This is a genomic window from Mesorhizobium sp. M1182 (assembly GCF_040318335.1).
Classification (GTDB): Bacteria; Pseudomonadota; Alphaproteobacteria; order Rhizobiales; family Rhizobiaceae; genus Mesorhizobium.
Genome location: NZ_JAMYMD010000010.1, coordinates 14894 through 32520 on the forward strand (window position 1 = coordinate 14894; position 17627 = coordinate 32520).

The window sequence follows — 17627 nt, forward strand, 5'->3', positions numbered from 1 at the left end:
GAGGATGACCGCCGCAGCAAGCTTGGCATCACCCCCTGCCAAGCCTCAGCGCCAGGACGCGGCCCGGCCCGTGCACGGCGGCAAACAGCAGCCCGGCCAGGAAGGTAAAGTGATCGACGAAGAAGCCGAACTCCGCCTGGTTGCCGGCCCAGTGCGACGGCCCGTGGAAGGCGAAGCCGAGGAACAGCACATAGGCGCCGGCGACGAGTGCTGCCCATGAGAAGAAGGCGCCAGTCAGGAAACATAGAACGAGGACGACCTCGAGCAGGGCTGCGCACCAGGCCAGGAACAGCGGGAACGGAAATCCAGCCGCCGCGATATAGCCGGCGGTGGCGCCGATATCGATGAATTTGAAGATCACGGCCATCAGGAAGACGGCGGCGAAGATCAGGCGGGCGATAAGGATTGCCGCGGTCTGCCACGGCGACTGAACGGTTGATTGAGCGGTTTCCAAGGTCATGATGTCCTCCCAAGAGTTACGGTGGTTGTGCCCCAAGGACGCACCACCAGCCGCAAGCCCGACATCATCCCCCGAAAAACCTGAGAGATACAAGCGCCGGCACCAAAGTGGCGCCTTCCCTTCTCCCCTTGTGGGAGAAGGTGTCGCCGAAGGCGACGGATGAGGGGTGCTCCAGCTTGGCGCCGGCGGCACTCCGTCCAACACCCCTCATCCGTCTCGGCGCTGCGCGCCGATCCACCTTCTCCCACAAGGGGAGAAGAAAGGTTGCGCTACCCCAACTTGACCCCCGGCTTGCTGATCGGCTCGCGTACCGTTCCATACTGGCTGCCCCAGCGGTCGGTCATCGCCCAGCGTATGTCCCAGAGTTCCGGGAAGAAGCGGTGGCGGGCGCCGGCTTCCAGCAATTCGACCGGCCGGCCCTTCAGCGATTTCGCGCCGAGGCCGATCGTGCGGTGGATGAGATAGAGGTGGTTGGCACGGAATTTCTGGAACAGCTCGTCGAACTCGATCAGCGCTTCGGCAACGACATAGCTGTCGCCGTGATCGTAGCCGGTATCGTAGACATCCTCGACCGAAAGGCCGCGGTCGTCGAGGTACGACGCCTTGAAGGCCCGCCACAGATCGGGCGGCAGGCGCAACAGCTGCTTGAAACCTGGCGATTCCTGGCCGCTGCCATTGCCGAGTTGCAGCCGGATCTGCTGGTATTCCTTGGGCGACATGGTTTCGAGCAGGTCGAGCTGCGCCGTCATCAGCCGCATCAGCCGGTGCACGCGCCCCATCAGTGTGACGATGCGATGCGTGTCCTGCTTTTCCAGGAAATCAACGACATCGACCAGCGTATAGGCGATGAGCTTCATCCACAGCTCCTCGACCTGATGAACGATCTGGAACTGCAGCTCGTCGGCATTCACCATCTCGGCCAGCGGCTTCTGGCAGGCCAGCAGCCTGTCGCATTTGAGGTAGACGCCATAGTCGCGCATCTCAGGCGTTTCGATGCGGGCATAATAATCCTGCTTGTCCATGGCCATGCTCCTTGCCGCGGCCGTTGGGCCGCAGGCGCTTGTTGGATCCCGTTCCCGAGTCTAATCGCTTTCTTGCCGAACATTGTCCCTTTCTGTTATTCGATTAGCGCAAAATGAAGGACAAACACTGCGTCTGAAGCGGATAGGAAGAACGAATGATGCTGGATGCGGTCGACCGGAAGATCATAGCTGCGCTCGAACGCGAGGCCCGCATCTCCTTTGCCGCGCTCGCCGACGAGGTCGGCTTGAGCAAGACGCCGTGCTGGAAGCGGGTCAAGACGCTTGAGGACGCCGGCGTCATCCGCGGCTACTCGACCCTGATCGACCCAGCCAAGCTCGGCTTCGGCATCGAAGCCTTCATCCAGGTGTCGATCGATTTCGAACTGTCGGACGCCTTCGAGGCGGCGGTCAAAAAGCATCCGCTGATCCGCCGCTGCCACGCCACGACAGGCGAGGCCGATTATCTCCTGCAGATCGTCACCGTCGACATGATGGCGCTCGACAGGATGCTGCGCGAGGAGCTCAGCCGGCTGCCCGGCGTGCGGCGCACCATCACCTCGATGGCGATGCGCGAGATCAAGGGCGGCATCTCGTTCGCCAATGCCGTCGGGCATGCGCAGACCAAGCGATAGTCAGGCCCTGGTCATCAATTCGCGTCCCAGCCGCTTCGGTTGCTCGGCGCGCAGAACCACATTTGTCGTCACCGTGCCGTACCGGCCGATGCTGTCGACGATGCTTTCAAGATCGGGCGGTGACGGGACCACGACCTTGACCAGAAAACAATCCTCGCCGGTCACCCGCAGCACCTCGACCACCTCCGGCAATTGGGCGAACTTCTTCAGGCAGGCCTGGATATGCTCATGCGTGGTGCGCAGGCGGATGACCGCCATGGTGCCGAGCCCGAGCGCTGCCGAATTGATCACCGCCTTGTAACCGGTGATGACGCCGCGCTCCTCCAGCCGCTTCACCCGTTCCGAGGTGGCGGGCTGGGACAGTCCGACGCGGCGGCCAAGCTCGGAGATGCCGATGCGGCCATCCTCCTGCATGATCTCAATGATCGCCAGATCGGTGGGGTCGAGCCTTGGCCGATAATCGCCGTTCCGCATGATCGCCCTTTAATCCATCGGATTTCGTCGCTGCTTTCCGATGATCTCTCATTCCGCCACCTGGGAGAAGACCTAGAATTGCACGCGCTGCATCAGGAAAGAAGGGCTTCGCATGACCGACTTCATCATTGTGCCGGGCATCGGCGGATCGGGCGAAGCCCACTGGCAGACACGTTGGCAGCAGGCAAACCCGGCGATGCGGCGGTTCAACCCGGCGAGTTGGGACGCGCCGAACCTCGACGACTGGGTGGCTGCGCTGGAAACCGCTGTATGCCAGGCAAGGACACCGCCGGTGCTCGTCGCCCATAGCCTCGGCTGTCTGCTCGTCGTACACTGGCAGCGGATCTCCCCCCGCTCTATCGGCGGCGCGTTGCTGGTCGCGGTTCCGGACCCTGCGTCGCCGGCCTTCCCCTCCTCCGCCCGGGCCTTCGCCGACGCACCGCAACAACGGCTTCGCTTTCCGTCGCTGATTGTCGCCAGCACCAACGATCCCTACGGCTCGCTGGACTATGCCAGGGCGAAATCCGAGCGATGGGGCAGCGATCTCCATATCGCCGGACCGCTTCGCCACATCAATGGCGACAGCGGGCTCGGCGACTGGCCGGCGGGAATGGAGCTGCTGACAGCTTTTCTAGGTCAAACGCAAGCAATCGCCCGAGGCGCCGTGCTTCAGCCGTAACCGCACCAGGACGGCTATCGCGCCGCCGCCCTGATCTGGTTTGCGCCGCGCCTCAGTTCGATGCTGCGGCAGGCGTGCTGAGTTCGAGGAACGGTACGGTCGAGCCCGGGATCATCGACTTCGGCAATTCGCCGTTCCATCTCTCCGCCTTGGTCAGTTCGACCAGCAGCGGATTGTTGGCGATTGCGGCGGCGCGAGCCTTGATGGCGCCCGCGGTCGCATCGCCTTCGACCCTGGTCTTGTAGGCGCTGGCCTCGGCTTCGGCCTTGACGCTGTCGGCGCGGCCCTTGGCCTGGGTGACGGCGATATCGGCCTTGATCTTTTCCTGCTGCAGGTTCTGTTCCTGCTTCTGCACCTCGACCTGCGCCGTCATCCTGGCTTCGACCGCCTGCTCGTAGGCATCGGAGAAGTCGATGTTCTCGACCTGCACGCTGTCGATCATCACCGGGCCGTCGGTTACCGCCGCGATGGCCTCGGCGACGTCCTTGTTGAACTTCGCCCGGTTCTGGATAACCGACACCGCGTCGTACTGGCCGAACACCGTCTTGATCTCCTGCGGTGCTTTCCTGGCAATGACGCGGTCGGCCAGTGCCTCGATCGATCCATAATTGGTGTAGACGTTGCTGACTTCGGCGGCCGGCACGTGGAAATTGACGGTGACGCGCATGTCGGCCGGTTGCTGGTCGCGCGAATAGGCCTGCATGGCCGGCAGGCCGCTGCAATCGTTCTGGTTCTCGCAGCCCCATTTGAGCACCTGCTGGCGCAGGCTGATCTTCTCGACACGCTGTAACCACGGCAGCTTGAAATGCAGTCCGGGATCAACGACCGAACTCAGCGCTCCGTTGGTCAAAAGCACGCCGCGGTCGCCCTGATCGATCGTGTACCAGGATCCAAACAGCGCAAAGACGCCGAGCGCCACGATGACGAGTGCGATCAGGCCGGAACCGATCGACCCCGATGCCATCCCCGGCTTGCCCTGCGGACGGCTTGAATTGCCTTGCGTTTCGGTCATCACCCCACCCCAACCTGATTGCCCGTGCTGCTTTTGCCCACAATAGTGGCGGCATTGCAATCCTCTGGATATGGAAAGACCTTCGGGGCAGCCGGCCGGACCGGCGGGTGGTTCAGGGTGGCCAGCCGATTTCCCCTGCAGCCGCGGCTGCGGGCTGGGACGCGTTGCCTGGCGTCTGCTTCTGCCGTCCGGCATCGGTTCTGCGCTTCGGGCAATCCTCGTAGTCGTGGTCGCAGATTGCGAAGGCTTGCGCACCGGCAAGGTCGATTTCGCCACGGAACCGCTGCCGCCGCATGAAAGTTATCTGCTCATTGCAACGGGAGCACAGGACATGGCCGACGACCCGAACCGCTACGAGACCGGAGCGAGGAAATATCCGGCAAAGACGAGCCGCGACGCGGCCGACGAATTTTCGCAGGATGCGGCCGGCAACAAGCCACCTCCCGGCGGCATGGGATTGACTAGGCCGGCTGACGATTTCGACGACAGGACCCTGCATTCGGAGGGCCAGAACCCGCCGCGCGCAGCGATCCGGCCAGACGGCAAGGCCACCGCCAAGAAGCCCGGCAAGGACGCAAGACGATGAACGTCGCCAATCTCCAGCTCGAAGGATTGATGATGGCGATCGCGGCCGTCAACAACGCGCTGGTCCACAAGGGCCTGCTGTCGGTCGACGAGGTCGACATGGCGTTGCGCCGGGCCGAGGCGGCGATGACCAGCGAGGAGCGTCTCTATGAAGACATGTCGCCATCCAACCGCGACGCCGTCTGCTTTCCGCTCAGGCTGCTGCAGGCGGCCAACAATGCCCAGGGTGAAACCGGCGTACCGTCCTTTGCCGAACTGGCCAGGATGGTCGGCCGGACCAAGGAGCCCTATAACGACCAGATGTGATGGAGGACGCCATGGCCGACGACAAATCCAAGACCAAGCAGGATCGCAAACTGGTCTCAGGCGAAGAGCCTTACGAGGTCGCTGCCTTTGCCCGCAAATACGGCATACCGCAAAGCGAGGCCGCGACCATCATCAAGCGTTACGGCCCCTCGAGGAGGAAGCTCGACGCGCACATGGCGAGCCGCAACGCCTGATCCAACTCTGGCGGCGGCCGCCGTTCACGCCGGAAGCGTCCCTGCCCTGCTGCCTTGTCGAGAGCATCGGCACCGTCAGCCGTGACCTGTCGGGTTCGCCCTTGTGGGGATTCAACGCCTGGTTTTGACAGCCGCGGAATACGCTCGCGGCGCAACAACTCATTTACCTCGACGCTGTACCAGTCCGATGAGCAAAGCCGGGGGGTCGGATGCAGGAACAATTATTGCGCTACGAATGTGTCATGGAGCCGAACGGCCGATGGATGGTGTGGGACATCGTTCACGATCTGCCGGCGCAATTTTCGCAAATCGCGCTGATCGGCCTGAGCCGTCGTGAAGCGGTTTCGCTCTGCCGGCTGCTCAACGAGACGAGCCGTTCCGAGACGCGGCAGAGCCGGGCCTCCTGAGAAGCATGCTCTCAGGCCTGCCCAAGCGCGAGGGGATCTACATGCGATCGACAATATTCGGTCTGGTCCTGCTGCTGCCGGCCGCCGCCCTGGCAGAACCGATCGAGACGCAGAAGATCATCACGGCGGCGACCGGCGACTGGAACAGCGACGGCGCCGCCGATCTGGCGATGATCGTGGAGACCGAGCCCGGCCATCCCATGGACATGTATTTTTTCCTCAAGGATCGCGATGGCGATTTTCTAAAACCTGCCGGGGTCGTGCATGAACAGATTTACGGCGAATGGAAGGATTATGACCGGCCGGGCCCCGCCACATTCGACACCGAGCCCGAACTCACCGCGCTCCCCAACGGTTCGATCAAGCTCTATGTTCCGGCGATGGAGATCGGCAGCGAGCGGACCAACAAGACGCTGACGCTCGCCTGGCGCAACGGCACGTTCGTCGTCGCCGGTTTTGCCTACGATTATTGGGATTACATGGACGACAATGTTGCCGGCGACTGCGACTACAATGTGCTGACCGGCAAGGGCAAAAGCAGCAAGAAGCTGGCGGACGGCAGCACCAGGCAAGCGACCGTATCGGTCGAAGGCAAGGTCATCGCATTCGCGGAATGGACCCCGGGCACTGGCTTCAGCGCTTGCGGAGAGTGAGAGGTTTCGGTTGCCTCACTGCAGCGGCGGCTTCCACAGCAGGCTGTTGCGATCGGCGGACTTGACGCGCAGCCAGGTTTCGCGGCCATCGCGCAGCACCCGGAGCGGGATCTCGGCACCCGCCGGGCCGCTCTTCCAAAGCTTGCGATAAAAATCGGCAAGCCCATCGACCGCCGTGTCGCGGACATCCGAGATGACATCGCCTTGGCGAAGGCCCGCCTGGGCGGCTGGACCGCCCTCGGCGACGCTCATCACCACGACCTTGCCGTCGCTCTCGGCCGAGAAGGCGCCGAGCCACGGCCGCGGCGGCCTGGCGACCTGCCCGCGCGTCAGCAGATCGTCGAGGATGGGCGGCAGAAGATCGATCGGCACCACCATGTTGATGTCGGCGACCTCGCCGTTGCGGCTCATCTGCAGGCGCAGTGAACCGATGCCGAGCAGCCTGCCATCCGCGCCGATGAGGCCGGCGCCGCCCCATGAGGGGTGAGCCGGCGCCGTGAAGATCGCCTCGTCGAGCAGATATTCCCAATAGCCGGCGAATTCCTGCTTGGTGACGATCCGCGCCCGCACGGAGCGGCCGACGCCGTCGGCGAGCACGACGGGATCGCCAATCTTGGCCCTGGACGCATCGCCGAGCGCAATGGCGGGCAGCCCGAGCGGCGCCAGCGCCTGCACCAGGCCGAAGCCCGACTCCTGGTCGTAGGCGAGCGCATGGGCGGGAACCACGCGCCCGTCCTGGTCGGCCAGCCAGACCTCCTCGGCCTCGGTGATGAGATAGCCGATGGTGAGTACCAGCCCGTCGCCGCGGATGACCACGCCACTGCCCTCGCGGCGGGTGCCAAGTGTATTTGCCGTGAAGGCGTCCTCTGGCACGGTGGCGCGGACGGCCACGATGGATCGCAAAAGGGGTTCGATATTCATGCTTTGGTTCCTGGCAATGTTCGCAGCTGATATGGGCTATAGGTATGGCGCAGGTGATCAGGCGCAAGAGGTGGCGCCGGCTTTGGCGTGGACCGGCGCCGCGCCGTTCGCGCCGGGGTTTTGCAACAGCGCCGGCAGCCCTATCTGTACCTACGGCTATCCCAAGCTGCCCTATGCAAAGTTCCTCCGCCATTGCCCACGTTGATATCTGATATCCTCCCAACCCAACCCTTCCAAAGGCCTCCCAAATGAACGACTACGCAACGGACCAATACACGCCGCCAAAAGTCTGGACCTGGAACAAGGCAAATGGCGGCGCTTTCGCCAGCATCAACCGGCCGATCGCCGGCCCGACGCACGACAAGAAACTGCCGGTCGGCAAGCATCCGCTGCAGCTTTATTCGCTGGCGACACCGAACGGCGTCAAGGTGACGATCATGCTGGAGGAACTTCTGGCGCTCGGCCACAGCGGCGCCGAATACGACGCCTGGCTTATCAGGATCAACGACGGCGACCAGTTCGGCAGCGGCTTCGTCGAGGTCAACCCCAACTCGAAGATCCCGGCCATGATGGATCGCAGTGGGAAAAAGCCGGTCCGCATCTTCGAATCCGGCTCGATCCTGCTCTACCTCGCCGAAAAATTCGGCGAATTCCTGCCGACGGAGCAGCCGGCTCGCGCCGAGACCCTGTCATGGCTGTTCTGGCAGATGGGCTCGGCGCCCTATCTCGGTGGCGGCTTCGGCCATTTCTACGCCTATGCGCCGACGAAGATCGAATATGCCATCGACCGCTTCGCCATGGAAACCAAGCGGCAGATGGACGTGCTCGACCGACGCCTCGCCGAAAGCGAGTATTTAGGCGGCAGCGACTATACGATTGCCGACATTGCGGTGTGGCCCTGGTATGGCGGGCTGGCCAAGGGCCGTATGTATGACGATTCCGGCGAGTTCCTTCAGGTGGAGCAGTACAAGAACGTGCAGCGCTGGGCCGACGCCATCGACGCGCGGCCGGCGGTCAAGCGCGGCCGCATGGTCAACCGCACCTTCGGCGAGCCTTCGATGCAACTGCACGAGCGCCATGACGCCAGCGATTTCGAGACCAGGACGCAAGACAAGCTCGCGGCGGCCAAAAGCTAAGCGGACGACTGAAACTGCTGATCTCCCCCCACAATGGGCAGGGCTATTGCAGATGGAAAGCCGAGGCTTTCGCTCTACGATGGACCCCCACCCCTAACCCCTCCCCACAAGGGGGAGGGAGACTTCCGTTGGCGCTGACCTCGGCAAATTGCCTGCCTTTCGGCGCCAAAAGGGGAAGTAAGGGCGCGCGGCAGCATTCCCTCCCCCTTGTGGGGAGGGTTAGGGTGGGGGTCCATCTTCGTAAGAATCCAAATGCGATTGCCCCGCCACAAGGGGGGAGATCGGGAGCTTCGGCCGACTGCTCAAGCTCGCCTTCACCGCCGCCATCCACAGCCGGTCGATGTTGGCCAGGAATTTCTCGTCGAGCTTTTCGAGGTGCTTCCAGTACATGCCGTCCTCGAAGAAATAGCCGAGTTCCTTCTCGATCCTGTCGGCCTCCTCCGCCTGATCGAGCCGCAGGCCGGCAAGCATCTCGGCCTTCATTTCCGAAAGCCGCGAGGAAGAAAGCGCGCCGACTTCATCGAGCGTCAGCCGCGGGAAGACCAGCCGGCTGCGCGGCAGGTCGGATAGGTTGACGCACAGGCAGCCGCGCCGAAGCGCATGGATGAGCAGGCGGGCCGACTTCGCCTCGAGGTTGCGCAGGGTGACGTCGTTGCGCAGCGGATCGGCGCGGCCGACGCCGTAAAAATGCGTGTTGCCGGGCTGGTCGTAAATCATGTCGCAGCCAAGGAATGCCAGCACGTCCGGCTTCTGACTGTGGATCGTCCAGTAGGCCGCCGTCATCGACATGGTGCCCCCGGCATAGACGAAGCCGCCAAAGCTGTTTTGCGCCGGCACGTAATGCGAGGCGCTGAAGATCTGCGCCTGCTGCAGGGGACCGCCTTGCGGCATCCGCTCCGCCGGGAAATCGCCGGCATGGACGAGGAAATCCCAGTCCGGCCGCACGCGCCAGGCGTTGTTGATGGCGACGATCTTGCCGAAGGCCTGCTTGGGCCAGGCGGCGCAGCGCACCACATCGGGGGCGCTGCCGATCAGCAAGATCACGTTTGGCGTTCCGTCGATCACCACAACCCTCTCGACCGGCCGAAATGCATCCCGATGCCGCCCGGTTGAACGGCTTTATAGCCTCAACCGCCCATCGAAAACACCAGCCGGATTTAGGCTGCGTCAACGAAAGGGAGCTTGCCAGCCGGTTGTAAAATGCGGACTTAGGCACAGTCGTACAAGCAGCAGGCAGGTTTTCCCGCTAGCCCAAAAACGACGATATGAGTTGGGCGATATATATTAGTTGGCTAAACTAGCGGAACGTCCAACGCACATTCCCAGAACCGAACATGTCCTGTCTAGACCATGATATCTATATGGGACATTACTGCATAAGCTGAATGCGACCTCGACGGTTCGGCGGCACAGCCCTCAGACGCCGCGGCTTTGCCGCCGCGCCTTTCGCCCCGGATCCGTAGATCAACCGGACGACGAACAGGAAATATCCAACCTGCATGACGATCAAGGTCAAGATCGTCCAGGCCAGCGTCTTCCAGATTGAACCCGTCGCAAAGTAAGTCGAGATCGCCACGATGGACGATGTGGTGGTCAGCCCCACCAGGAACTGTGGAAAGTTCATGACTTTTCTGCGCCGCCCCGAAACTCGCAACAGCCGGGACGAACTCCCCTAACCCATTACCCCGGGGCAACGTTTTCACTATTTTAGCAATTGCGCAAGCACCAAATAGAACAGCAGTTAACGCATGCTTCCGTGATCAAGGGCTGCATGTCAGGTCACCAAGGTGGGCTGGCTTGGACAGCGGCTGCGCGTCCCCTACTCCCCAGCAACCTCCCTATACGCCCTCACCGCCCCATCAAGCCCACGTATTCGCCACGTCTCCCCTTCGCGCGCCTCGAGATAGGACGGGCCGAGCGGGACTTTCCCTCCGCCGTCCGGCAGGTCCAGCACGTAGACGGGATTGCAGATGCCCGACAGGCGCGCACGCAAGGCGCTGACCAGCGCCTGGCCCTCGGCGATCGTGGTGCGCCGGTGCGCCATGCCGCGCACGAGATCGCCGTGGTGCAGGTAATAGGGTTTGACGCCAAGGCGATACATCAGCTCGCGGCACAGCTCTTCCAGCACCTCGACCGTATCGTTCACGCCTTTCAGCAGAACGCTCTGGTTCAGCAGCACGAAGCCGCCCTGCCGCAACGTGCGGCAGGCCCGCTCGGTCGCCTCCGTGATTTCGCGTGGATGGTTGAAATGGGTGACGACAGTAACCATCAGCCGGCCCTGCAAGGCTTGAATCAACCCGCCGGTGACGCGCGACGGCAGCGCGACGGGTACGCGAGTGTGGATGCGCAACAGCCGCACATGCTGGATCGCCTCGACACGGGCGCGGATTTCCGCCAGCGCCCTGTCCGGCAGCGACAGCGGGTCGCCGCCGGTCAGGATCACCTCGCGGATTTCCGGATGGGCCGCGATATAGGCGAAGGCCGGCTCCAGCGCCTCGCGCGAAAAACCCCGGCCGATCGAGGTCAGCTGCTCCTTGCGAAAGCAGAACCGGCAATAGACCGCGCATTGATAGGTCGGGAACAACAGAACCCGGTCGGCATGTCGATGCGTCAATCTAGGCACGGGACTGAAGGCGTGGTCGGCGATCGGATCGTCGAGTTCGCCCTCCTGCTCTGCCAGTTCGTCGGGCGACGGGATGACCTGAAGCCGTATCGGATCGGCGGGGTCGTTCCAGTCGATCAGGTCGAGATAGGCCTTGGGAATGCGAACCTTGTGGCGCGTGGCCGCGGCTTTGGCCGCCGCCCGCTCGGCTGGCGACAGCAGCAGCGAATCCAGATCGCCTACCTGCCGCACGCCCTCGCGAACATCGTCCCGCCATGCGGCATCCGCCTCGCGAGCGCGCCGGTCATCGGCTGCCACGCCGGCCGCATCGACCGCCATGCTGGCGTCGGGGATGTCGGGATGTGAGGTCATCGCAGGCTCCTTGAATTTCGGGCCGGGGTACAGCATTGAAGCCAGGACTTGAAGGCAATAAGCGGTGTTTGGCCGGATTGGAGGGCGCGGCAGGAAGCCACAACCGGCCATGGTCAGAACAATCGTCCAACATCGCTGACGCAAAACATTAGCTTGCTCTTATATTAGCTTGAGCGTATACACATAAACGGCCGGTGATCTACCCCCCAACCGGTTAGGCTCGGCGCCAGTTCCCTCCCTACCCCTCAGGTCAACGACGCCGGGCCGCCCGGTCGCCCGCGGTCGAGACCGGATCGTCGACCTCTTCGATGTCGATCATGCCCCCTGCTCAAGCAGCACCCAGCTGAACATGCCAGCTGAACACATCGGCGATGCCCGCGTCTCTCGGCCTTCCCGTCGCCGGCCGCGGTCGCTAGTCTCGGATTGTGAAAAAGCTGGAGAACAGCGTATGGCGAACGACTTGTCGCCAAGGCTTTTGGAGATCGTCAATGCGCTGCCTTTGCGGCAGGGCATGCGAGTGCTGGAGATCGGCTGCGGACCGGGTGCTGCAGCGCGCGAGATCGCGCGCCGGATCGGCGGCGGGCACGTGCTGGCGATCGACCGCTCGGCCAAGGCCATCGCGCAGGCCGGGGCCGCCTCGCGCGCCGAGATTGCGGCAGGCCGGCTGAGCCTTCGCCAGATCGCCATCGAGGATTTCGAGTTGGAGGCCGATGAGAAGCACTTCGACATTGCCGTTGCGGTGCGCGTCGGCGCGCTGGACGGGCGTCATCCCGAAGCAGGAAAAATTGCCCTGCGACGGCTCAAGGCGGCGTTGACCGCGCAAGGCCGGCTGTTCATCGACGGCGGCGATCCGCTGCGCGAAATTGCGATACATGGCTGAGCACCTCGTGCTTGGCCCCCGGAATCGAGCGTCTACGTGACCGTGCGCGGCAGAGCCGGCCTCAGCTCCGCAACCCCGGCGCCTCCTGCCCGGTGCGCTCGACATATTCGGTATAGCCGCCGCCATAGGTGTGGATGCCCTCGGGCGTCAGTTCCAGCACCCGGTTCGACAGCGCCGCCAGGAAATGGCGGTCGTGCGAGACGAACAGCATGGTTCCCTCGTACTGCGACAGTGCCGTGATCAGCATCTCCTTGGTGGCGATGTCGAGGTGGTTGGTCGGCTCGTCCAGCACCAGCAAATTGGGCGGATCGAACAACATCAGCGCCATCACCAGCCGCGCCTTCTCGCCGCCCGACAGCACGCGGCATTTCTTCTCGATCTCGTCGCCGGAAAAGCCGAAGCAGCCGGCCAGCGCCCTGAGCGGCGCCTGGCCGGCCTGCGGAAACGCATCTTCCAGCGTCTGGAACACGGTGCGCTCGCCCTCCAGCACTTCCATGGCGTGCTGGGCGAAATAGCCCATCTTGACGCTGGGCCCGCGCGCCACCGTGCCATTGTCCGGCTCGGAAGCGCCAGCGACCAGCTTCAGCAGCGTCGACTTGCCGGCGCCGTTGACGCCCATGATGCACCAGCGCTCGCGGCGGCGCACCTGAAAATCCAATCCCTCGTAGATCGAGCGGCTGCCATAGCCCTTGTGCACGTTCTTCAGCGTCACCACGTCCTCGCCGCAGCGCGGCGCCGGCTGGAAGTCGAACGATACCTTCTGGCGGCGCTTGGGCGGCTCGACCCGGTCGATCTTGTCCAGCTTCTTCACCCGGCTCTGTACCTGGGCAGCATGCGAGGCACGCGCCTTGAAGCGCTCGATGAAGGCGATCTCCTTGGCCAGCATCGCCTGCTGGCGCTCGAACTGCGCCTGCTGCTGCCGGTCGGCAATCGCCCGCTGCTGCTGGTAGAATTCGTAGTTGCCGGAGTAAGCGGTCAGCGAACCGCCGTCGATCTCGACCACCTTGTTGACGATGCGGTTCATGAACTCGCGGTCGTGCGAGGTCATCAGCAGCGCGCCGTCATAGTTCTTCAGGAACTGCTCCAGCCAGATCAGGCTTTCCAGGTCGAGATGGTTGCTCGGCTCGTCGAGCAGCATGGCGTCGGGCCGCATCAAAAGGATCCTGGCCAGTGCCACGCGCATTTTCCAGCCGCCGGACAGCTTGCCGACGTCGCCGTCCATCATCTCCTGGCTGAAGCCGAGGCCGTCCAGCACCTCGCGCGCCCGGCCATCCAGCGCGTAGCCGTCGAGCTCCTCGAAGCGGTGCTGCGCCTCGCCGTAGCGGGCGATGATCTCGTCCATCTGGTCGGCCTGGTCAGGGTCGCCCATGGCGTGCTCGAGCTCGCGCATCTCGGCCGCCACTTCGCTGACCGGTCCGGCGCCGTCCATCACTTCGGCCACCGCACTGCGGCCTTCCATGTCGCCGACATCCTGGCTGAAATAGCCGATGGTGACGCCGCGATCGACCGAGACCTGGCCTTCGTCGGGCTGCTCCTCGCCGTTGATCATGCGAAACAGCGTCGTCTTGCCGGCGCCGTTAGGCCCGACCAGCCCGACCTTCTCGCCCTTCTGCAACGCGGCGGAGGCTTCGATGAAGACGATCTGCCTGCCGTTCTGCTTGCTGATGCTTTCGAGACGAATCATGGTTTTCCGGGGAAGGCCAAAGGAGAGTTCCTGCGCCAATACGCGATAGACCGCGCCGGCGGAAGCCCGCAGTAGTGAGGCGCCCCGCGCCAAATTGTCTGAACCCGCCAGTTGCTTCCCGGCTGGATCAGGCTTTGACGGCGTAGGGATGAGCCGGCGGATCAGCTATCGGTCAGGGCTTTTGTCGTCGCCAGCTTGACCCCGGCGGCGGCAAATGCCGCATTGTGCCGGGCGATGATCTCCGCGGCGGTCTCGCTGGCCGCGTCGAGCGTGCTGTGGGCGTCGGAAACCACGGTGACGCCCAGGCCCGCTGCAAAGGCGCCCTTCACCGTGGCCGCCACGCAGAAATCGGTCTGCGCGCCGATCAGAACGACCTCGCCGGCGCCCTGCCCGGCCACCCATTCTGCAAGGGCGGCATTGCTGAACGCATCGCCGACACACTTGGCGAAAGTCGGCTCGTCCTCGGCCTGGCCGAGCGCCGGCCACACCGGCCAGCCCGGCTCACCCGGCGCCAGAGGATCGCCCTGCGGCCCGTCATGCCTGATGAAGGCGACTTTGCGCCCGCTGCGCCGCGCCCATTCGATCAGCGCGCGGGTGCGGGCAACGATGCCGTCGGCATCATGGATCGGCGGTTCGGCAACACCGTCGAACATGCCGGTCTGAAGATCGATCACGATGAGCGGCACGGTGGCCGCGGGGCTGGTCTCTGACATGGCCGCGAACATAGCGTTGGTGGTAGGCGGGTCAAGTATACGCGCCGAAGCCGACGCTGGAGCTGCCGATCTCCCCCCACCAGCGCAGGGCTATGGCAGATGGAAAGCCGAGACTTTCGCTCTACGATGGACCCCCACCCCTAACCCCTCCCCACAAGGGGGAGGGAGACTTCCGTTGGCGCTGACCTCGGCAAATTGCCTGCCTTTCGGCGCCAAAGGGGAAGTAAGGGCGCGCGGCAGCATTCCCTCCCCCTTGTAGGGAGGGTTAGGGTGGGGGTCCATCTTCGCAAGAATCCAAATGCGGTTGCCCAGCGCAACAGTGGGGGTGTCCAAGCCCCGGCGACGAAATTGGATATCCCGCAATCAATCCGGCGCCCCGGCGAAAAGCACCATCCTATCGGCGCCGCCAGCCGGCCAGTCCCTGATGCTGCGGTCGTAGCCGCCGGTCAGCACCGTGCCGCCCGCGGCAAAGGCAACCGCATAGATCGGGCCGGACTGGCTGTCGAACATGGCGAGCTGGTTGCCGGTCTGCCGGCGGTGAAACTGAGGCCGTTCGGCACCTCGCGAGCACGCCTCGCCCAGCGCCAGATACGCCTCGATGAAGCAAGCCGTGCCGATCACGATCATGAGGGCTGCAAGCAGCCTGTCAGCAAACCTGTTCATCTATCCGCTCTGCAATGATGGCGCTCGGCGCCTGGCTGTCGGTGATGGCTCAAGTCCACCCCAGCCCTTCGGCAGCAGCCGCAGGCATCGCCGCGTTTGCCGGGAGGCCGGTCGTGCGCTAGATCGCTGGCAGAGGCTAACGCGAGGCCAGCAATGGACGATTGGAAGCTACCTTGGGGCGGCGGTTGCCTGTGCGCCGGAATACGCTTTCGCATCAGCGCCCCGCCCTTGCTGACGATGGCGTGTCACTGCACCGGCTGCCAGAAGCTGAGCGCCAGCGCGTATTCCCTGACCATCGCCGTGCCCAGCGACGGTTTCGCCGTCACCCAGGGCGAGCCGGTGGTCGGCGGCCTGCACGGCCCGCACCGGCAGCTCTATTGCCCGCATTGCAAGAACTGGATGTTCACGCGCCCGCATGGCCTGGACTTTTTCGTCAACGTTCGTGCGACCATGCTGGACCAGCACCAATGGTACGTGCCTTTCGTCGAAGTCTTCACTTCGGAAAAGCTGCCCTGGGCTTCGACCGCCGCTAGCCACAGTTTCGCTACGCAGCCCGACCTCGAGGGATACGCCCCTCTGATCGAGGCGTTCGCCCGCGAAGCGGCGCGGCCAACTTGACTGGTTGCCGCCCGGAAAGGCGGCGCCAGCCTCCGTGCCTCACTTCAACTCCACCCAGACCGGCGCATGATCGCTGGCGCCGGTCTCGCCGCGCACGTCGCGGTCGATGCCCGCCGCTACCAGCCGGCGCGACAGCTTCTTGCTGAGCAAGATATGGTCGAGGCGCAGGCCGGCATCGCGCGGCCAGCGGTTGCGGCGATAGTCCCAGAATGTGTAGAGCGTCTCGTTCGGGTGCTTCTTGCGCAGCGCGTCAAGCCAGCCCTGGTCGAGCAGCCGCTGGAACGATGCGCGGCTTTCCGGCTGGACCAGCGCGTTGTCGTCATAGGAGCGGGTCGGGTAGATGTCGCGCGGCTCGGGCACGATGTTGTAGTCGCCGGCCAGCACCACTGGCAGGTCGGTGTCGAGCAACTGTGCCGCATGCGCCTCCAGCCTTTCGTGCCAGTTGAGCTTGTACTGGAATTTCGGGCCGGGCTGCGGATTGCCGTTCGGCGCGTAGAGGCAGGCGACGACGATGCCGTTGACCGCCGCTTCGATGTAGCGCGCCTGCTGGTCGCTATCGTCGCCGGGCAGCGCCTCGCGGGTCAGAACGGGTTCTGCGCCACGCGAAAGGATGGCGACGCCGTTCCAGGTCGGCTGCCCGACCCAAACCGCGCCGTAGCCGGCCGCCGCCAGCGCAGTGCGCGGAAACTGCGTCTGTCTCGCCTTGAGCTCCTGCAGGCAGGCGATGTCGGGTTTGGCGGCAGCCAGCCATGCGAGCAGGTTCGGCAGCCGGCTGTTGATGTTGTTGACGTTGAAGGTGGCGATCTTCATCGGCCTGCTTCAGCGCACGATGCGTTCGGTCCACGCCTTCACCGCATCAGCGAGCGTCTTCAGATGATCGGCGGTGGAGAAGCCGGAGATGTTTTTGCGCGGCTTCAGATCATGGTCGCCGTCTTCCAGCCAGAAGATCTCGATTGCATCGGACAAAGCATAGGTCGCGACCTCGTCTTTGGTCCCGAACTCGTCGCGCGTGCCCTGGAAGATCACTGTCGGCGTCTTGAGATCGGCCAGGTGCTTTGTCCGAAGCTGCGTCGGTTTGTCAGGCGGATGGAAGGGATAGCCGAGACAAAGCAGCCCTGAAATCTCGCCCTTCGAAAACATCTCGTCGGCGATCATCGAAGCGACGCGTCCGCCCATCGACTTGCCGCCGATGATCAGCGGACCCTTCACGCCCTTCGCCCGGAGGTCGGCGATCGCCTTGACGTATTCCGGGTTAACCGTCTCGGCGCGCGGCGGCGGCTTGCGGTGGCCGTAGCGGCGAGCCGCCATGTAGTGGAATTCGAAGCGCGCGACGCGGAAGCCGGCTGCGGCCAGCGCCTTGGCGGTGGCGGTCATCGAGGGCGAGTCCATAGGAGCGCCTGCGCCATGGGCGAGCAGGATGATGATGGCGGCGGTGTCGGGGCCGTCGAAGAGGAAGGTTGTCATGGGGACTCCAACGCTGGTGACCCCTTCTCCCCTTGTGGGAGAAGGTGACCGAGCGAAGCTCGGTCGGATGAGGGGTGTTCCAGGGAACGCCGACGCCTCATTTCTTCCAACACCCCTCAACCGTCTCGGCGCTGCGCGCCGATCCACCTT

General features: G+C 63.9%; 23 protein-coding genes. 10 read left to right on the top strand and 13 right to left on the bottom strand.

All coding sequences use genetic code 11. The features are described 5' to 3' along the window. Nucleotides 1–28: 28 nt before the first annotated feature. Both NKH33_RS14330 and NKH33_RS14335 read right to left on the bottom strand, forming a co-directional pair. Complete coding sequence (locus NKH33_RS14330) at nucleotides 29–460, bottom strand: DoxX family protein (RefSeq protein ID WP_352816941.1); 432 nt, start codon at nucleotides 458–460, stop codon at nucleotides 29–31. A 269-nt stretch (nucleotides 461–729) separates the two neighbouring features. Beyond that, entirely contained in the window at nucleotides 730–1482 is a 753-nt protein-coding gene (locus NKH33_RS14335) for a tryptophan 2,3-dioxygenase family protein (protein WP_352816944.1), read from the bottom strand. Between the two features lie 155 nt (nucleotides 1483–1637). On the opposite strand from NKH33_RS14335, the gene NKH33_RS14340 reads away from it, so the two are divergent. After that, entirely contained in the window at nucleotides 1638–2114 is a 477-nt protein-coding gene (locus NKH33_RS14340) for an Lrp/AsnC family transcriptional regulator (RefSeq protein ID WP_352920166.1), read from the top strand. On the opposite strand, the gene NKH33_RS14345 is transcribed toward NKH33_RS14340, so the two are convergent. Further along, nucleotides 2115–2588 (bottom strand): Lrp/AsnC family transcriptional regulator, encoded by a 474-nt coding sequence (locus tag NKH33_RS14345; protein ID WP_352472087.1) that lies wholly within the window; start codon nucleotides 2586–2588, stop codon nucleotides 2115–2117. Nucleotides 2589–2700: 112 nt separating this feature from the next. Here NKH33_RS14345 and NKH33_RS14350 point away from each other — a divergent pair, with 112 nt between their 5' ends. Next, nucleotides 2701–3267, top strand: a complete 567-nt coding sequence (locus NKH33_RS14350) for an RBBP9/YdeN family alpha/beta hydrolase (protein WP_352820018.1) — start codon at nucleotides 2701–2703, stop codon at nucleotides 3265–3267. 52 nt (nucleotides 3268–3319) lie between these two features. Here the strand turns inward: NKH33_RS14350 and NKH33_RS14355 are convergent, their stop codons facing one another. Beyond that, nucleotides 3320–4279, bottom strand: coding sequence for a prohibitin family protein (locus NKH33_RS14355; RefSeq protein WP_352465360.1), 960 nt, complete (start codon nucleotides 4277–4279; stop codon nucleotides 3320–3322). A 226-nt stretch (nucleotides 4280–4505) separates the two neighbouring features. Between NKH33_RS14355 and NKH33_RS14360 the strand changes: the two genes are divergently transcribed. From NKH33_RS14360 to NKH33_RS14380, 5 genes are all read left to right on the top strand, one after another. Then, nucleotides 4506–4865 carry a hypothetical protein gene (locus NKH33_RS14360; protein WP_352820019.1) on the top strand — a complete coding sequence of 120 codons (360 nt, stop codon included), beginning with the start codon at nucleotides 4506–4508 and terminating at the stop codon, nucleotides 4863–4865. After that, complete coding sequence (locus NKH33_RS14365) at nucleotides 4862–5170, top strand: hypothetical protein (RefSeq protein ID WP_352472092.1); 309 nt, start codon at nucleotides 4862–4864, stop codon at nucleotides 5168–5170. The genes NKH33_RS14360 and NKH33_RS14365 overlap by 4 nt, the downstream gene beginning before the upstream one ends. 11 nt (nucleotides 5171–5181) lie before the next feature. After that, nucleotides 5182–5364, top strand: a complete 183-nt coding sequence (locus NKH33_RS14370) for a DUF3606 domain-containing protein (protein WP_023675702.1) — start codon at nucleotides 5182–5184, stop codon at nucleotides 5362–5364. 209 nt (nucleotides 5365–5573) lie between these two features. Next, nucleotides 5574–5771 carry a hypothetical protein gene (locus tag NKH33_RS14375; RefSeq protein ID WP_352472094.1) on the top strand — a complete coding sequence of 66 codons (198 nt, stop codon included), beginning with the start codon at nucleotides 5574–5576 and terminating at the stop codon, nucleotides 5769–5771. Between the two features lie 41 nt (nucleotides 5772–5812). Further along, complete coding sequence (locus NKH33_RS14380) at nucleotides 5813–6424, top strand: hypothetical protein (RefSeq protein WP_352920171.1); 612 nt, start codon at nucleotides 5813–5815, stop codon at nucleotides 6422–6424. A gap of 15 nt (nucleotides 6425–6439) precedes the next feature. Here NKH33_RS14380 and NKH33_RS14385 read toward each other — a convergent pair whose 3' ends face one another. After that, complete coding sequence (locus NKH33_RS14385) at nucleotides 6440–7345, bottom strand: S1C family serine protease (protein ID WP_023675699.1); 906 nt, start codon at nucleotides 7343–7345, stop codon at nucleotides 6440–6442. A gap of 248 nt (nucleotides 7346–7593) precedes the next feature. Between NKH33_RS14385 and yghU the strand changes: the two genes are divergently transcribed. Beyond that, complete coding sequence (gene yghU, locus NKH33_RS14390) at nucleotides 7594–8481, top strand: glutathione-dependent disulfide-bond oxidoreductase (protein WP_352685185.1); 888 nt, start codon at nucleotides 7594–7596, stop codon at nucleotides 8479–8481. Nucleotides 8482–8700: 219 nt separating this feature from the next. Here the strand turns inward: yghU and NKH33_RS14395 are convergent, their stop codons facing one another. The 3 genes from NKH33_RS14395 to NKH33_RS14405 form a co-directional block, all read right to left on the bottom strand. Then, nucleotides 8701–9525 carry a hypothetical protein gene (locus NKH33_RS14395; protein WP_352490956.1) on the bottom strand — a complete coding sequence of 275 codons (825 nt, stop codon included), beginning with the start codon at nucleotides 9523–9525 and terminating at the stop codon, nucleotides 8701–8703. A gap of 325 nt (nucleotides 9526–9850) precedes the next feature. Further along, nucleotides 9851–10105 (bottom strand): exopolysaccharide production repressor protein, encoded by a 255-nt coding sequence (locus NKH33_RS14400; RefSeq protein WP_352472098.1) that lies wholly within the window; start codon nucleotides 10103–10105, stop codon nucleotides 9851–9853. A gap of 195 nt (nucleotides 10106–10300) precedes the next feature. Beyond that, nucleotides 10301–11422 (bottom strand): KamA family radical SAM protein, encoded by a 1122-nt coding sequence (locus tag NKH33_RS14405; protein WP_502896442.1) that lies wholly within the window; start codon nucleotides 11420–11422, stop codon nucleotides 10301–10303. A gap of 481 nt (nucleotides 11423–11903) precedes the next feature. Here NKH33_RS14405 and NKH33_RS14410 point away from each other — a divergent pair, with 481 nt between their 5' ends. Continuing rightward, complete coding sequence (locus tag NKH33_RS14410) at nucleotides 11904–12335, top strand: SAM-dependent methyltransferase (RefSeq protein WP_023675692.1); 432 nt, start codon at nucleotides 11904–11906, stop codon at nucleotides 12333–12335. A gap of 61 nt (nucleotides 12336–12396) precedes the next feature. Here NKH33_RS14410 and NKH33_RS14415 read toward each other — a convergent pair whose 3' ends face one another. The 3 genes from NKH33_RS14415 to NKH33_RS14425 all read right to left on the bottom strand — a co-directional run bounded on the left by NKH33_RS14415 (nucleotide 12397) and on the right by NKH33_RS14425 (nucleotide 15395). Next, nucleotides 12397–14019, bottom strand: a complete 1623-nt coding sequence (locus NKH33_RS14415) for an ABC-F family ATP-binding cassette domain-containing protein (protein WP_352472101.1) — start codon at nucleotides 14017–14019, stop codon at nucleotides 12397–12399. Nucleotides 14020–14180: 161 nt separating this feature from the next. Next, nucleotides 14181–14732, bottom strand: coding sequence for an isochorismatase family protein (locus NKH33_RS14420; protein ID WP_352920177.1), 552 nt, complete (start codon nucleotides 14730–14732; stop codon nucleotides 14181–14183). Nucleotides 14733–15095: 363 nt separating this feature from the next. Next, nucleotides 15096–15395, bottom strand: coding sequence for a WD40 repeat domain-containing protein (locus NKH33_RS14425; protein ID WP_352501204.1), 300 nt, complete (start codon nucleotides 15393–15395; stop codon nucleotides 15096–15098). 153 nt (nucleotides 15396–15548) lie between these two features. Here NKH33_RS14425 and NKH33_RS14430 point away from each other — a divergent pair, with 153 nt between their 5' ends. Then, a complete protein-coding gene (locus tag NKH33_RS14430) occupies nucleotides 15549–16013 on the top strand; it encodes a GFA family protein (RefSeq protein WP_352920179.1) in 465 nt (154 codons plus the stop codon). A 39-nt stretch (nucleotides 16014–16052) separates the two neighbouring features. On the opposite strand, the gene NKH33_RS14435 is transcribed toward NKH33_RS14430, so the two are convergent. After that, nucleotides 16053–16823: an exodeoxyribonuclease III gene (locus NKH33_RS14435; RefSeq protein WP_352920181.1), complete on the bottom strand. Its 771-nt coding sequence runs from the start codon at nucleotides 16821–16823 to the stop codon at nucleotides 16053–16055. A 9-nt stretch (nucleotides 16824–16832) separates the two neighbouring features. Further along, the gene (locus tag NKH33_RS14440; protein ID WP_352920184.1) at nucleotides 16833–17477 is read right to left on the bottom strand and encodes an alpha/beta hydrolase family protein; all 645 of its coding nucleotides are present in this window, start codon (nucleotides 17475–17477) and stop codon (nucleotides 16833–16835) included. Nucleotides 17478–17627: the final 150 nt, after the last annotated feature.